The sequence below is a fragment of the Phaeovulum sp. W22_SRMD_FR3 genome (genome assembly GCF_052113705.1).
Lineage (GTDB): Bacteria > Pseudomonadota > Alphaproteobacteria > Rhodobacterales > Rhodobacteraceae > JBGQOG01.
This window is the reverse complement of sequence record NZ_JBGQOG010000005.1, coordinates 273,869-287,898: the sequence shown is the minus strand read 5'-3', so window position 1 is coordinate 287,898 and position 14,030 is coordinate 273,869. Positions and strand designations below refer to the sequence as shown.

The 14,030-nt window shown below is 63.2% G+C and carries 14 protein-coding genes; 12 read left to right on the top strand and 2 right to left on the bottom strand.

Annotated elements, in window-relative coordinates:
• Positions 1-17: 17 nt before the first annotated feature.
• The 6 genes from ACEN2S_RS09370 (at position 18) to ACEN2S_RS09345 (ending at position 4,643) form a co-directional block, all read left to right on the top strand.
• Positions 18-1,292: an aromatic ring-hydroxylating oxygenase subunit alpha gene (locus tag ACEN2S_RS09370; protein ID WP_441865392.1), complete on the top strand. Its 1,275-nt coding sequence runs from the start codon at positions 18-20 to the stop codon at positions 1,290-1,292.
• Positions 1,289-1,783: an aromatic-ring-hydroxylating dioxygenase subunit beta gene (locus ACEN2S_RS09365; RefSeq protein ID WP_441865390.1), complete on the top strand. Its 495-nt coding sequence runs from the start codon at positions 1,289-1,291 to the stop codon at positions 1,781-1,783. The genes ACEN2S_RS09370 and ACEN2S_RS09365 overlap by 4 nt, the downstream gene beginning before the upstream one ends.
• Positions 1,783-2,544: an SDR family NAD(P)-dependent oxidoreductase gene (locus tag ACEN2S_RS09360; RefSeq protein WP_441865388.1), complete on the top strand. Its 762-nt coding sequence runs from the start codon at positions 1,783-1,785 to the stop codon at positions 2,542-2,544. The genes ACEN2S_RS09365 and ACEN2S_RS09360 overlap by 1 nt, the downstream gene beginning before the upstream one ends.
• Positions 2,541-3,509, top strand: a complete 969-nt coding sequence (locus ACEN2S_RS09355) for a PDR/VanB family oxidoreductase (RefSeq protein WP_441865386.1) — start codon at positions 2,541-2,543, stop codon at positions 3,507-3,509. The genes ACEN2S_RS09360 and ACEN2S_RS09355 overlap by 4 nt, the downstream gene beginning before the upstream one ends.
• A gap of 10 nt (positions 3,510-3,519) precedes the next feature.
• Positions 3,520-4,020, top strand: coding sequence for a flavin reductase (locus ACEN2S_RS09350; protein ID WP_441865384.1), 501 nt, complete (start codon positions 3,520-3,522; stop codon positions 4,018-4,020).
• Between the two features lie 206 nt (positions 4,021-4,226).
• Positions 4,227-4,643 carry a MarR family winged helix-turn-helix transcriptional regulator gene (locus ACEN2S_RS09345; protein ID WP_441865382.1) on the top strand — a complete coding sequence of 139 codons (417 nt, stop codon included), beginning with the start codon at positions 4,227-4,229 and terminating at the stop codon, positions 4,641-4,643.
• A gap of 196 nt (positions 4,644-4,839) precedes the next feature.
• Here ACEN2S_RS09345 and ACEN2S_RS09340 read toward each other — a convergent pair whose 3' ends face one another.
• Entirely contained in the window at positions 4,840-5,757 is a 918-nt protein-coding gene (locus tag ACEN2S_RS09340; RefSeq protein WP_441865379.1) for a LysR substrate-binding domain-containing protein, read from the bottom strand.
• A 204-nt stretch (positions 5,758-5,961) separates the two neighbouring features.
• On the opposite strand from ACEN2S_RS09340, the gene ACEN2S_RS09335 reads away from it, so the two are divergent.
• The 4 genes from ACEN2S_RS09335 to ACEN2S_RS09320 all read left to right on the top strand — a co-directional run bounded on the left by ACEN2S_RS09335 (position 5,962) and on the right by ACEN2S_RS09320 (position 9,807).
• Complete coding sequence (locus tag ACEN2S_RS09335; protein WP_441865377.1) at positions 5,962-6,300, top strand: Dabb family protein; 339 nt, start codon at positions 5,962-5,964, stop codon at positions 6,298-6,300.
• Positions 6,301-7,368, top strand: coding sequence for a maleylacetate reductase (locus ACEN2S_RS09330; RefSeq protein WP_441865374.1), 1,068 nt, complete (start codon positions 6,301-6,303; stop codon positions 7,366-7,368).
• Between the two features lie 7 nt (positions 7,369-7,375).
• The gene (locus ACEN2S_RS09325; protein ID WP_441865371.1) at positions 7,376-8,218 is read left to right on the top strand and encodes an intradiol ring-cleavage dioxygenase; all 843 of its coding nucleotides are present in this window, start codon (positions 7,376-7,378) and stop codon (positions 8,216-8,218) included.
• Positions 8,219-8,298: 80 nt separating this feature from the next.
• Positions 8,299-9,807, top strand: coding sequence for an aldehyde dehydrogenase family protein (locus ACEN2S_RS09320; RefSeq protein ID WP_441865368.1), 1,509 nt, complete (start codon positions 8,299-8,301; stop codon positions 9,805-9,807).
• Between the two features lie 28 nt (positions 9,808-9,835).
• On the opposite strand, the gene ACEN2S_RS09315 is transcribed toward ACEN2S_RS09320, so the two are convergent.
• Positions 9,836-10,906 (bottom strand): AraC family transcriptional regulator, encoded by a 1,071-nt coding sequence (locus ACEN2S_RS09315; RefSeq protein ID WP_441865366.1) that lies wholly within the window; start codon positions 10,904-10,906, stop codon positions 9,836-9,838.
• A 110-nt stretch (positions 10,907-11,016) separates the two neighbouring features.
• Between ACEN2S_RS09315 and ACEN2S_RS09310 the strand changes: the two genes are divergently transcribed.
• Complete coding sequence (locus ACEN2S_RS09310) at positions 11,017-12,468, top strand: APC family permease (RefSeq protein ID WP_441865363.1); 1,452 nt, start codon at positions 11,017-11,019, stop codon at positions 12,466-12,468.
• A gap of 66 nt (positions 12,469-12,534) precedes the next feature.
• On the top strand, positions 12,535-13,905 hold the full coding sequence (locus ACEN2S_RS09305) for an aminotransferase class III-fold pyridoxal phosphate-dependent enzyme (RefSeq protein WP_441865361.1): 1,371 nt from the start codon (positions 12,535-12,537) through the stop codon (positions 13,903-13,905).
• The last annotated feature ends 125 nt before the right edge of the window (positions 13,906-14,030 follow it).

Sequence of the window (14,030 nt, the reverse complement as noted above, 5' to 3'; positions counted from 1 at the left end):
CACGAAAGGAACACCCCATGTCCCTCGACACCCCGAAGTTCAGCGACCTTGACGCGCTTTATTCCGACACGGAGGCGAAGGTCGCCACCGTCATGTACGAAGACCCGGACCTCTTCAAAGAAGAGATGACCCGGATCTTCCGCAAGACCTGGGTCTGGGTCGCGCATGAGAGCGAATTCCCCGAAAAGGGCTCGTTCAAACTGTCGACCGTCGGCGAAGAGCCGGTGATCGTGGTGCGCGACCGCAAGGGCGCCATCCATGTCATGGTCAACCGCTGCCGCCACCGCGCCGCCACCGTCTGCGAAGTGAAGAAGGGCAAGACCTCGTCCTTCCAATGCCCCTACCACGGCTGGGGCTATGCGCTCGACGGCAGCCTGCGCGCCCTGCCCTATCCCGAGCAATACGGCGATGATTTCAACAAGGAGCAGCACGGGCTCGAGCGGTTGCGCACCGAGAGCTATAACGGGATGGTCTTTGCGACCTTCAACCACGAGATCGAACCGCTGGTGGATTTCCTCGGCCCGGTCACCAAATGGATCGACCTGTTCATGAAACAGGGCGGTGGCTTCCCGGTCAAAGTACTGGGCGAACATCAGTTTTCGGTGCCGATGAACTGGAAGGTGCAGCTGGAAAACACCACCGACGCCTATCACTTCCCGGTGGTGCACAAATCCTTCATGCAGTCGCTGGACGGCGAAACCGAAGAGATTTTCAAATTCCTCGACACCGGCAAGGGCTTTGTCGAAGACTTGGGCAATGGCCATTCGGTCATGGTGATGATCCCCGAGCTGGTCGATCTGGACGAGAACCTCGATGCCCCGATCCCCGAGCGCTTTCAGGAACTGGCGCAAGAGCTGCGCGACGAGGGCTACCCGGAAGACCAGGTCAAGAAGATCGTCCGCGCCACCGGCGGGGCGGGCTTCAACCTGAACCTCTTCCCCAATGTCTCGTTCTCGCTGTCCTTCTTCCGCGTGCTGACGCCGATCACGGTCGAGAAAACCGACATCCGCCACATCGCGCTGGGGATGGAGGGCGGACCGGCGGCGGCGAACCAGATGCGCCTGCGCCTACATGAGCATTTTCAGGGCCCGATGGGCTTTGGCTCGCCTGACGATGCCGAGGTCTGGGAACGGGTGCAGCGCGGCACCAAGGGCGCCGATCACCTGCCGATCCTCGTCAACCGCGGCATGGTCGACGAAGCCCCCGGCGAGGACGGCCCGCGCGGCCATATCAGCGCCGAAACCGGCATGCGCGCGGCCTATAAAATGTGGAAAAGGATGATGTCAGCATGAACGAAATGGTTCACATCAACAGCACGGCCCAACTGACGGCGGTTGCTGAATTCATCTGGTCGGAAGCAGATCTGCTCGACCGCAAGGATTATGACGCCTGGTTGGCCCTGTGGGAGGGCAAGGGTTTTTACACCCTGCCCATCGGCGATACCGAAGATTTCGCCAATGCGCTGAACCTGTGCCACGACAATGCCAAGATGCGCAAAGACCGCGTGGCGCGGTTCCAGCAGGGGTTTTCGATTTCCTCGGCCCCGCCGGCGAAAACCGTGCGCACCATCTCGCGCTTCAGGATCGACAGCGCCGAGGGCGACCGTCTGGTGGTGCGCTGCGCCGAACATCTGATCGAGGACAAATTCGGCCGCCAGCGCGTCTGGGCCGCCGATCTGACCTATACGCTGCTGGTCACCGAAAACGGTTTCAAGATCCACGACAAGGTGGCGCGTTTGCTGAACTCTGACGGGATGCTGAATTCGTTCAGCTATTTGTTCTGATGACCGCGCCGCTTCCGGAGAAAATCCAGACGGCGGTGGTGACGGGTGGCGCTCGGGGCTTTGGTGCCGAGGCCGTCCGGGCGCTGCACCGGGCGGGGTTTCGCGTCATCATCTCGGATCTGGATGCCGAGGCCGGCGCCGCGCTGGCCTCGGAACTGGATCTGGCGGGGGAAACCGCGGTCACCGCGACGCTGGATGTGACCAGACCCGGGGATTTCCAGAGCGTGCTCGACAAAACCATCGACCGCTGGGGCTCGGTCGAGGTGCTGGTGAACAATGCCGCCCGCACCGCGGTGCAACCGGTGCTGGAGATCGACCCGGCCGATTTCAACGCGATCCTGTCGACCAATGCGGGCGGCACTTTCGCGGGCAGCCAGATCTTTGGCCGCCATTTCAAGGCGCGCGGCTATGGCCGGATCATCAATCTGGCCTCGCTTGCCGGGCAGAATGGCGGCACCGCCACCGGGGCGCATTACGCCGCCTCCAAAGGCGCGATCCTGACGCTGACCAAGATTTTCGCGCGCGATCTCGCCCCGTTTGGCGTGACCTGCAATGCGATCGCGCCGGGGCCAATGGACACGCCGATGGTCCGCTCGGTGATCACGCCCGAGAAGATGGCCGGGGCACTGGCCGGGATTCCGGTGGGCCATCTGGGCGATCCGGTTTTCGTGGCGCAATTGGTGGCGCTCTTGGCGGGCCCGACGGCGGGCTTTGTGAACGGCGCCTGTTGGGATGTTAACGGCGGGATCTACATGCGATGAGCGAAACGATGATGACCCTGAAAGTCGCAGAGCGCATTGAAGAGGCGGGCAATATCGTGCGCCTCCGGCTCTCTGCCCCCGATGGCGCGGCGCTGCCCGCCTTTACCGCGGGCGCGCATCTTGACCTGCATCTGGTCGATGATAGCTGCGATCTGTGGCGGCAATATTCGCTCTGCTCCGACCCTGCCGAAACCGGGTTTTACGAGATCGGCGTTTTGCGCGATCCGAACAGCCGCGGCGGCTCGGAGGCGGTCCACCGTCTGGCCACGCCCGGCGCCCGCTTTCCCGTCGAGGGGCCGCGCAACCATTTTCCGCTGGCGGAGGATGCGCAAAACACCGTGCTTCTGGGCGGCGGGATCGGCATCACCCCGATGCTGGCGATGGCGCAGCGCCTGCACGCCCTCGGGCGTCCCTTCACGCTGCATTATTGCACGCGCTCGGCCAGCGTCACAGCCTTTCAACAGATGATCGCCAAAGCACCTTGGGCAGCGAATGTGGTGTTTCACCACGATGATGCCGCCCCGGAGCAACGCCTTGATCTGACCCGCGATCTGCCTGCCCCGGATGCGGCCACACATCTTTACGTCTGCGGGCCGCAGGGCTTCATGGACTGGGTGATCAGCACCGCCGAGGCTGCGGGCCATGCGACCTCGAATGTCCACCGCGAGTATTTCTCGGCCGATGTCGACACCTCGGGCGAGAGCTTTGAGGTGGTCGCCCAACGGTCGGGCATCACGGTGACCGTCGGGCCGAACGACACCATCGCCAAGGTTCTGGCGGCGCAAGGCATCAAGATCGACGTGAAATGCGAAGAGGGCGTTTGCGGCACCTGTGTCACCGATGTGCTTGAGGGCGTGCCGGACCACCGCGACAAATTCCTGACCCAAGATGAGCGGGACGACGGCGATGCGATCTGCGTTTGCTGCTCGCGCGCCTGCTCCAAAACGCTCGTCCTCGACGTGTAAAGGAGGCCCCATGACCACGCCCGCCCCGATCCCCGCCGAAGCACAGGCCTTCCGCAATGGCATGAGCCTGCTGGGTGCTGCGGTGAACCTCATCACCACCGATGGCCCGGCGGGCCGGCACGGGCTGACCGCCTCTGCGGTCTGCTCGGTCACCGACACGCCGCCCACCTTGCTGGTCTGCATCAACCGCAATGCCTTTGCTCATGACGCTTTCGTCCGCAATGCGGCGCTTTGCGTCAATGTGCTGGGGGAAGAGCATCAGGCGCTGTCGCTCTCCTTCGCGCGCTACACCGGCGAAGACCGTTTCGTCCCGGAGGCCTGGGGGGTGGCCGCAACCGGCGTGCCGGTTTTGAAAAATGCCACCGTCTCCTTCGATTGCCGCATCGCCGATGTGCAAACGCGGGGCACGCACAGCGTTTTCTTCTGTGAGGTTCAGGCAACCTCCGTCAAGGATCAGGCCAGTGCGCTTTTGTGGTTTGGCCGCGGGTTCCACACGCTGAAAGCGGGCTGACCGGCAGCGGCGCGGGGAAAACACCGGCAGCCGCCGCCGCAAAAGCTGGTGAAATTATGTGCACATTACTTTACCTTCTCCCCCCATTGGCATTATCTGCACCAGAGCTTACCGACCCGCCCCGGACGTTTCAGGCGCAGGGCCGCGACAATCATTGGACCACCGAGGAGCCTCCCGTGAACGCCCCCAGCGCAAGACATGTCAAAATGGACTGGCCGTTTTACTGGATCAGCCGGGTGAATGCCCGCTATGTGCAGGCACTCGAGCGGCGCCTGAAGCCGATCGGCATTGATGTGCCGCGCTGGCGGGTGCTGATCTCACTCTGGGAAGAGCAATATCTGTCGATCTCGGAGATTGCGGAATTGTCGACCATGCGGCTGAACACCACCACCAAAGTGGTACAGCGGATGATCACCGATGAGCTGGTCACCACGCGCGTGCGCCCGACCGATGGCCGGGTGACCGAGGCCTGTCTGACCGAAAAAGGCGACCGGCTGCGGGCTCTGGCGCTGGTCGAAGCGCAATCGATCCTGCAGGACAGCTTTGGTGAGATCACGGCGGAAGAACGCGTGCTGCTCAACAATGTTCTGGGCCGCGTTTTCGCCCGGCTCGACCGCATGTAAGACCGCCCCCCCCCAAGGCCGGGCCACCGATATTGACCCTTTCGGGGCGGGGCTGCGTCAGGTGTGATTGGTATATCTCGAAAGCCGCGCATTCGGACATCCCGCGCTGCGGAGCGTCGCCCTGCGCCCTGCATATTCTTGCAATTCCCGGGATAATGCAAAATCCGGCCGGGCCCCTGCCCTCAGACTTGTGCCCTCAAACCTGCGCCCACAGAGCTTCGAAGCGGTTGTCGGAAAAATACTCGACCAAAGTGTCGATGAAAAGCCGGGTGCGCGCCGGAAGATGGCTGCGCGACGGGAAGGCAATGTTCATCGTCAGCCGCGGCAATTCCCAGTCGGGCAGCACGCGCACCAGCCGTCCCGCGCGGATGTCATCATAGACCACATAGGCCGGCTGAACCATGATCCCCAGGCCATCCAGCGCCGCCTGACGCAGCAATTGCCCATCATTGGAAACAACTTCGCCTTTCACCGGCAGCACCCTGACCTCGCCGTCCCGGCAAAAATGCAGGCGCTCCCAATCATCGGCCAACGTGTACAGCAGCATCGCGCGTTGCTGCAGATCTTCGGGGGTTCGGGGCATCCCGTTGCGCGCAATATAGGCGGGTGACGCCGTCAAAACCCGTTTGACCTCTGCGAGTTTGCGGATCGTGACGCTGCTGTCCACCTCAACCCGGCGTGTGCGCACGGCCAGATCCAACCCGTTCTCGACCAGATCATAATACCGGTTCGAGGATTGAACTTCGACGCTGACCTGCGGATAGCGCGTGCGGAACAGCGCGATAACCGGCATCAGATGCAGCATGGAAAACGACAATGACGCGCCCACGCGCAGGGTGCCGCGCGGTTCCGCCGCGACATGGCTGATGCTGTCCTCCGCGTCGCGCAAACTGGCCAGAATCTCCCGCGCACTCGCCGCGAAACGCCCGCCTTCCAGCGTCAGATGCATCTGCCGGGTGGTGCGCTGGATCAGCCGCACCTGCAGCCGATCCTCCAGGGCTGAGAGATGCCGGCTGACGCCCGAGACGGAAATGCCCAAGGCACTGGCGGCCTGGGTCAGGCTTTCTTCTTCGGCGATCTTTGCGAATACCTCGAGTTCGGTGAGCCTGTCCATTGCGTGCATCCATGATTTGTTACGTTAATGTTACTGCAAATCGGACATCTGGCAATTCTCTTATTGCGCGCGAGGTGCTTTTTTTGACGAAACTGCAAAACTGTTTCCTGAAATACGTGATTAATCCTGTAAAAGCAGCTGCTACTGTCAGAGCTGAAAAAAGCGGCACCCTGACGTTGTGCCGTGACAAACACGAGGATCCCGATGGCCACAAAGCCCCCCTGCCCGATCCGCCATATTGTGATGTGGCGGGTCACTGGCGAAACTGACGCAGAGCGCTCTCTTGCCATGGCCCGGGTACGCAACGGATTCGAAGCCCTGCGCGGCGCGATCCCCGGCATGACGCATCTGGAGATCGGCATCGACATCAGCCGGATCGACTACGCCTGTGACATGGTGCTGGTGACCGAGTTCGACAGTGCTGCCGCACTCGCGGCCTATGCGGTTCATCCCGCGCATCTGGCGCTGCGCGATACGCTGGCCGGGCTGCGCATCGCGCGCCATCAGGTCGATTACGTCGTCGCATCGGCAGGGGAAGTCTGAATGCAACAGCGCCAGTTTACCTACACCAGCCATCCCGCCCGCGTGATTTTCGGCAGCGGCACCATCGCCCGCCTGCCGGAAGAACTGACGCTGCTCGGCGCGGAGCGGGTCCTGATCCTCTCCACCGCGGCGCAAACCGCCGAGGCCGAAGCGCTGGCGGCCCGCATTGGCGCCCGCGCCGTCGGGGTTTTTGCCCGGGCCGCCATGCACACGCCGGTGGAGGTCAGCGAAGCCGCAACCGAGCATGCCCGCCAGCTTGGGGTGGATGCAGTCATCTCGCTCGGGGGTGGCTCGGCCATCGGGCTTGGCAAGGCGATTGCGCTGCGCACGGATCTGCCGCAGATCGCGCTGCCCACCACCTATGCGGGATCGGAGATGACGCCGATCATCGGCGAGACGGACGGGGGGCAAAAGCGCACGCAGGTCACCGCGAAAGTGCTGCCCGAAGTGGTGATCTATGACGTGGATCTGACAATGACCCTGCCCGCCGCCATGTCGGGCACCAGCGGGATCAATGCCATCGCCCATGCGGTCGAGGCGCTTTATGCGCGGGACACCAACCCGGTGATCAATGCCCTCGCGCTTGAGGCGATCGCGGCCCTCGCCCGGGCGCTGCCCGCCATCGCGCAGGATCCGCAAGATCGCGCCGCCCGCAGCGAGGCGCTCTATGGCGCCTGGCTCTGCGGCACCTGCCTTGGCGCGGTCGGGATGGCGCTGCATCACAAGCTCTGCCACACGCTCGGCGGCAGCTTTGAATTGCCGCATGCCGAAACCCATTCGGTGGTTTTGCCGCATGCGCTGGCCTATAATGCCCCGGCGATCCCGGAGGTGATGGCGCAGCTCAGATCCGTGCTCGGCGCGGATCCCGCGGGTGCGCTTTATGATCTGGGCCGGGCGGTCGGCGCACCGGCAGGCCTGGCTGCCTTGGGCATGCCGGAGGCCGGGGTGGCACGGGCCGCCAATCTGGCACTGGCCAATCCCTATTGGAACCCGCGCCCGCTTGAGCCCCGGGCCCTGCGCGACCTTATCGCGCGGGCCTATCACGGCACCCGTCCACTCTCCGAATGAGGTAACCATGTCGCAATATCTGACCGCAGAGAATTCCGTTGAGGTTGTGAACGCCCGGATTGGTGCCGAAACCGATCCCCGGCTGGCACTGGTGATGTCCTCGCTCGTGCGCCATCTGCATGCCTTCATCAAAGACGTGCGCCTGACCGAGGCCGAATGGGAGAGCGCCATCGGCTTTCTGACCGAAACCGGCCAGATGTGCAGCGATCAGCGGCAGGAGTTCATCCTGTTGTCAGACACGCTGGGCGCCTCGATGCTGGTGGATGCGGTGAACCACCCCAAGCCCGCAGGCGCGACCGAAACCACGGTCTTTGGCCCGTTTCATGTGGCCAATGCCCCCGAACGGCCGATGGGCGCGCAGATCAGCCTCGATGGCAAGGGCGAGATCTGCCTCTATCAGGGCCGTGTCCTCGATCTGGACGGCAATCCGGTTGAAAACGCGCTGATCGACGTCTGGTCTGACAATGCCGACGGGTTTTACGACGTGCAGCAGCCCGGGCTTCAGCCCCAGTGGAACAATCGCGGTATCTTCCGCACTGGCCCCGACGGGCGCTATGCGTTCCGCGGGATCAAACCGGTCTCCTATCCGATCCCCGATGATGGCCCTGTGGGCCGGATGCTGGCGGCGCTGGGGCGTCACCCCTGGCGGCCCGCGCATATGCATTTTCTGGTGACCGCCCCGGGGTTTGAGCGCGTCATCACCCACACCTTTGTGGCGGGGGATGACTATCTGACCTCGGATGCCGTCTTTGGCGTCAAGCAATCGCTGATCACCACCTTTGTCCCCACCCAAAGCCAGTCTGAGGCCTGGGTGGCCGATTATGACTTCGTGCTCACCAAAGCCTCTTAAGAAGGCGCATCACTCACGGGTCGCGAACGGCCCAAGGCCCCGCCAGATGACTGGCGCGGCAAAAACTCAGGGAGAGACCTATGAAAATCGCACCGCCCGACAGCGCCGTTGACACGCTTTTGCCCGCCGTCGCGGATTTCCTCGCCGCGCCAAAAATGGTGATCGGCGGCGAGAATGTCGCCTCGGCCAGCGGCAAGACCTTTGCCGTCTACAACCCGGCCACCGGCAAAGAGCTGGCCCGCGTCCCCGCAGGATCGGCCGAAGATGTGGACCGCGCCGTCAAAGCCGCGCAGGCCGCGTTTGAGGGCCCCTGGTCGAAAATGCTGCCCGCCCAGCGTCAGGGGCTGATGCTGAAACTCGCCGATCTGATCGAGGCGCATGGCGAGGAACTGGCGCAGCTCGAGACGCTCAACAACGGCAAGTCGATCATGCTGTCGCGCCTGATCGAAGTGACGGCATCGGCAGAATATTTCCGCTATATGGCCGGTTGGGCCACGAAAATCACCGGCAGCACGCTGGATGTCTCGATCCCGATCCCGCCGGGGATGCGCTATCAGGCCTATACCCGCAAAGAGCCGGTGGGGGTTGTGGCGGCGATCACCCCCTGGAACTTCCCGCTGAACATGGCCTCGTGGAAAATTGCGCCTGCGCTGGCGGCGGGCTGCACGATTGTCCTGAAACCCGCCGAAGAGACCCCGCTGACCTCGATCCGGCTGGCGCAGCTGGCGCTTGAAGCCGGGATCCCGGAGGGGGTGGTCAACGTCGTCACCGGCATGGGCGAAGACACCGGCGCGCCGCTGGTCGCGCATCCCGGCATCGCGAAAATCGCCTTCACCGGTTCGACCGAGACCGGCAAGCTGATCGGCGTGCAGGCGATGAAGGACATGAAGCGCGTCACGCTGGAGCTCGGTGGCAAGGCGCCGATGGTGATGTTTGACGACATGGACCTCGATCTTCTGGGCGTCGCGGCGGGCATCGGCAGCTTTTTCAACACCGGGCAGACCTGTTGTTCGGGCGTGCGGATCTATGCGCAAAGCGGGATCTACGAAAAGGCGCTGGAGGTGATCACCAACATCACCCGCAGCCTCTCCATCGGCTCCGGCCTTGACCCGCGTCACCAGATCAACCCCGTGGTTTCCGCCCGCCATCAGGCGCATGTGAAATCCTGCATCGCGCGCGGGATCGAACAGGGCGCAAAACCGATGATCTGCGCCACCGCGCCGGAAGACGGCTTTTTCGTCGCGCCCGAGGTGTTTACCGATGTGCGCCAGGACATGGCCCTGATGCAGGACGAGGTCTTCGGCCCTGTCATCTCGGTCACCCCCTTCACCGATGAAGATGCGGCAATCCGTATGGCGAATGACACCCGCTTTGGTCTGGGCGCTTCGATCTGGACCACTGACCTCAACAAGATGATGAAATATGTGCCCCGGCTTCAGGCGGGCACCGTCTGGGTCAACAGCCACAACATTCCGGATCAGAACATGCCGTTCGGCGGCATGAAGCAATCCGGCATCGGGCGCGAACATGGCGCGGGCGCGGTCGAGAATTACCTCGAGACCAAATCGGTCTGCATCGCCTACCGCTGACGCCAGACCCCGGCTTCTTCCCCCCCGACTACCCCTCCGGCCCTGCGCCGGAGGGGCTTTTACCCGTTCCACGCTTGCGCAGGGCACTCGGTTCCTGTCCGGTCCAGCTGCGATAGGCCCGCCAGAACACCGTACCATCCGCATATCCCAGCGCGTCGGCAACCTGCCCCACCTGCGCGCCCGTCTCGCCCAGATGCGTCACGGCCAAAGCCTCGCGGTGCTCGCGCAGCAAGGCCCGCAGCGACGTGCCCGCCTCGGCCAGATGCCGCTGAAAACTGCGCGGCGACATCCGCATTTCCGCCGCGAGTGAGGCGACCGTGATCGGTTTCTTGCCGAGGAACGCGCCGATCATGTTGCGCACATTCTCGGTGACCGAGAGGCTGGACGTCGATTGCCGGATCAGATCACCGATGTGATGTTCGAGAATGGTGACCAGCCCCTTGTCCTCGGCGCGGTAGACCCGCATCGCATCGCTGCGCCGCAGGATCAGCCGGTTGCAGGGCTGGCGATAAAGGACAGGGGCGCGGAAAACGCGCTGCATCAACGCCGGGTCCGCCTCGTCGCCATGCTCGAAATGCACCTCCACCGGGCGCCAGTCCGAAGCAAAGCTCGAGCGGATCAACTGACAGACCGCCGCCAGCGTGTATTCCGCATCCTGACGGCGCGGCCACAGCGCGGGGTCGCTCGGCCTGTAGGTCCAGACCAACTCGTCATCCGCCTCGAAGAGCGAGGACTGCGTGCCGCCCTGCAGGGCCATCACATGGGCCGCAAGCCGTTGCATCCCAACGCGCAGGGTGGGCGACAGCGAGAACAAGACGCCCATCGGCCCCATATCCGCGGGCCGGGCCTTCATGCCGATCCGCAAGCCCAGCGAGGCATCCTCAAGGGCTGCGGCCGACGCCTCGAAAAGCGCCACATATTGCGACAGCGCCACAACCGAATACGGATCCGCCAGATCAGCAACCCGCAGGTTCTGCTCTGCCAGCAGCCCTGATTCGTCGATCGGCGACGCCACGAGATACTCATAAAGCGGCGTCAGCGCCGAAGCGCGTATGGTCGTCCGGCCCGGCTGCCCGGTGGGGCTGTTTGCGTGCCGCATGGGCTCTCCTTGGCGCAATTTATCGGATCAATGGCGCGGTTGGCAATGGGCTGTCAAGACGCGCGTGGCATACTGGCAAAAAACAAAAGCATCATCAGGGAGTCATCATAATGTCATTCGATGCCCAAACGGCGCCGCCAAACGGCACCACGCATCTCAAGCGGAACTCGATCGGTCTCGCGCATATCGTGTTTTTTGTCGTGGCGGCGGCGGCACCGCTGACCGCCGTGGTGGGCGCGTCGCCCGTGGCCTTCGCCTTTGGCAATGGCGCGGGCGTGCCGGGAGCGTTTTTGCTCTCCGGGCTGCTCTACATCATCTTTTCGGCCGGTTTCACCACCATGAGCCGCCATATCGGCAGCACCGGCGGTTTCTACACCTATATCGCGCAGGGCCTGGGGCGCCCCGCCGGCGTTGCCGGGGCGATGATGGCGCTGCTGACCTATACGGCGGTGCAATGCGCGGTTTACGCGATGTTCGGCGTGTTCTTTCAGGGCGCGATGGCGGGCCTCGGGCTTGAAGCGCCGTGGTTTGTCTGGTCGCTGATCGCCATGCTGCTGGTGCATCTGGCCGGGCAGCGCAACATTGCCTTTTCCGGCAAGATCCTTGCGGTGGCGATGACGCTGGAGGTTCTGATCCTGTTGATGCTGGACATCGGCATCATCCTGCAGGGCGGCGGCCCCGAGGGCCTGACCCTGACCACCTTCGCCCCGGCAACCGTGTTCTCCCCCGGCCTTGGCGTGGCACTGGTCTTTGTGATCGGCTCGTTCATCGGCTTTGAAGCCACCGCGATCTTCGGCGATGAAGCCCGCGATCCGCACCGCACGATCCCGCGCGCCACCTATGTCGCCGTGACGCTGATCACCGCCTTCTATGCGCTCTCGACCTGGGCCATCGCGGTCTATTACGGCCCCTCGAACATCCAGAGCGTGGCGCAGAACGGGTTGGAGACGCTGTTCTTCACCGCCGCCGAAAACGTGCTCGGCCATTGGTCGGTGACCTTGATGAACGCGCTGCTGCTGCTCTCGCTCTTTGCCTGCGTGCTGTCGTTCCACAACACGCTGAACCGCTATTTCTTCGCGCTCGGCCGTGAAGGGATCATTGCCAAAACCCTCGGTCAGGCGCATCCGGTCTACGGCTCACCCTCGCATGCGGGCTATCTGCAAACCGCCACGGCAGCAATCATCCTCGGCACGTTCATCCTGCTCGGCGCCGATCCGATGCGGATCGTCTTCTCCTGGATGTCGGGCATGGCGGTCCTTGCGGTGCTGGCGGTGCAGGTCATGGTCTCGCTGGCGATCATCGCCTATTTCCGGCGGGTCAATGCCCCTGAACACCCGCTTCTGATGACCCTGATCCTGCCGCTTCTCGGCCTCGCGGGTCTGGTGACGGTCATCGCGCTGGTCTTGCAGAACCTCAGAATGCTGATCGGCGTGGACTCGCCCATTGTCTATCTGGTCCCCGTCATCATTGCGGCTGCGGGCGTCATCGGCCTGCTGGTCGCAACCCGGATCAAACGCGCAAACCCCGCCCTTTACGACAATCTGGGCAGCGTTTTCGAATAACGCCCCCGATCAATTCCCCCGGTGGCACGCAATGCGGCCACCCCCCCTTTCCCACTGGAGACAATCATGTTGGACCGCACGGATAACTTCCTGCGCGAGCATAACGCACGCCATCAGTTCCACCCGATGACCCATCCGCTGATCTCGCAAGAGCATCCGCCGCAGATCATCACTGACTCGCAAGGGTGCTATGTCACCGATATCGATGGCAAATCCTATGTCGATGGCATTGGCGGCCTGTGGAACGTCAATGTCGGGCACAACCGCCGCGAGGTGAAAGAGGCCATCATCGCGCAGATGGACAAGATCTCGTATTACTCCAGCTTTGCCGGCACGGCGACGGGCCCGTCGATTGAACTGTCGGCCAAGATCTGCGCGATGGCCGATGTGGAAGAGATGGACAAGGTGCTGTTCTCGGCCAACGGCTCGGATGCGGTGGAAACCGCGCTGAAGCTCGCGCGGCAGTACTGGAACCTGATGGGCGAATCGGGCCGCTACAAGTTCATCTCGCTGAAGAATGGCTATCACGGCATCCATTTCGGCGGCGTCTCCGTCAATGGCGCGCCCTATTACCGCAACGTCTATGGCCCGCTTTTGCCCGGTTGCACGCAGATCGACACCCCCTGGACCTACCGCAACCCCTATACCGAGGATCCGGAAGCGCTCTCGGCGATGATCGTCACGCTCCTTGAGCGCGAGATCTATCACCAAGGACCTGAATCAGTTGCCGCCTTCATCGCCGAGCCGATTCAGGGCGCGGGCGGTGTCATCGTACCCCCCGCCAGCTTCTGGCCCAAGGTGCGTGAAGTGCTGGACCGCCACAATATCCTGTTGATCTCGGATGAGGTGGTCACCGGGTTCGGCCGCTCCGGCAGCATGTTCGGCGCGCGCGGCTGGGGCGTGAAACCCGATATCATGTGCTTCGCCAAGGGCATCTCGTCGGGCTATATCCCGTTGGCCGCAACCGCGTTCAACAAGCGTGTCACTTCTGCCTGGTACAAGGGCTTTTCGCCCAATGGCATCATCATGCACGGCTTTACCGCGACGGGTCACCCGCTGGCCTGCGCGGCGGGTCTGGCCGCCCTCGACATCGTCGAGCGTGAGGATCTGCCCGCCAATGCCGCCCGGCAAGGCAAACTGCTGCTCGACAGTCTGCAGCATCTCGCCACCTCTTCGAGCCTTGTCGGCGAGGTGCGTGGCAAGGGCCTGATGGTGGGCATTGACCTTGTCTCGGACAAAAAGACCCGGCTGTCGCTGGACCCCGGCACCGGCCTTGGCGAAAAGGTCGCCGCCTATGCCCGCGACGCGGGCGCGATTGTGCGGCCCGCCGGATCGACCATCATCCTGTCGCCGCCGCTGGTGATCAATGAGCAAGAGGTCATGGTGATTGTGGATGCGCTCAACAGTGCTTTCGCGCGGGTTGAGAAAGAGCTCTGACTTTCCTCGGTCCGGGGCCGCGCGATTGCCGCGGCCCCGGCGCCGGACCACACCGGCGCAGGTGTCTTAAACTATTGTTTTAAATATGATTTTATCAAACCAACGCTGCATCGCCCGCGCAGTGT

Bases quoted from the DNA above. Each gene is read 5' to 3' on its own strand.
- ACEN2S_RS09360 (WP_441865388.1), top strand. From the start codon at position 1,783: ATGACCGCGCCGCTTCCGGAGAAAATCCAGACGGCGGTGGTGACGGGT.
- ACEN2S_RS09355 (WP_441865386.1), top strand. From the start codon at position 2,541: ATGAGCGAAACGATGATGACCCTGAAAGTCGCAGAGCGCATTGAAGAG.
- ACEN2S_RS09335 (WP_441865377.1), top strand. From the start codon at position 5,962: ATGGCCACAAAGCCCCCCTGCCCGATCCGCCATATTGTGATGTGGCGG.
- ACEN2S_RS09305 (WP_441865361.1), top strand. From the start codon at position 12,535: ATGTTGGACCGCACGGATAACTTCCTGCGCGAGCATAACGCACGCCAT.
- ACEN2S_RS09340 (WP_441865379.1), bottom strand. From the start codon at position 5,757: ATGGACAGGCTCACCGAACTCGAGGTATTCGCAAAGATCGCCGAAGAA.
- ACEN2S_RS09320 (WP_441865368.1), top strand. From the start codon at position 8,299: ATGAAAATCGCACCGCCCGACAGCGCCGTTGACACGCTTTTGCCCGCC.
- ACEN2S_RS09370 (WP_441865392.1), top strand. From the start codon at position 18: ATGTCCCTCGACACCCCGAAGTTCAGCGACCTTGACGCGCTTTATTCC.
- ACEN2S_RS09350 (WP_441865384.1), top strand. From the start codon at position 3,520: ATGACCACGCCCGCCCCGATCCCCGCCGAAGCACAGGCCTTCCGCAAT.
- ACEN2S_RS09325 (WP_441865371.1), top strand. From the start codon at position 7,376: ATGTCGCAATATCTGACCGCAGAGAATTCCGTTGAGGTTGTGAACGCC.
- ACEN2S_RS09345 (WP_441865382.1), top strand. From the start codon at position 4,227: ATGGACTGGCCGTTTTACTGGATCAGCCGGGTGAATGCCCGCTATGTG.
- ACEN2S_RS09365 (WP_441865390.1), top strand. From the start codon at position 1,289: ATGAACGAAATGGTTCACATCAACAGCACGGCCCAACTGACGGCGGTT.
- ACEN2S_RS09315 (WP_441865366.1), bottom strand. From the start codon at position 10,906: ATGCGGCACGCAAACAGCCCCACCGGGCAGCCGGGCCGGACGACCATA.
- ACEN2S_RS09310 (WP_441865363.1), top strand. From the start codon at position 11,017: ATGTCATTCGATGCCCAAACGGCGCCGCCAAACGGCACCACGCATCTC.
- ACEN2S_RS09330 (WP_441865374.1), top strand. From the start codon at position 6,301: ATGCAACAGCGCCAGTTTACCTACACCAGCCATCCCGCCCGCGTGATT.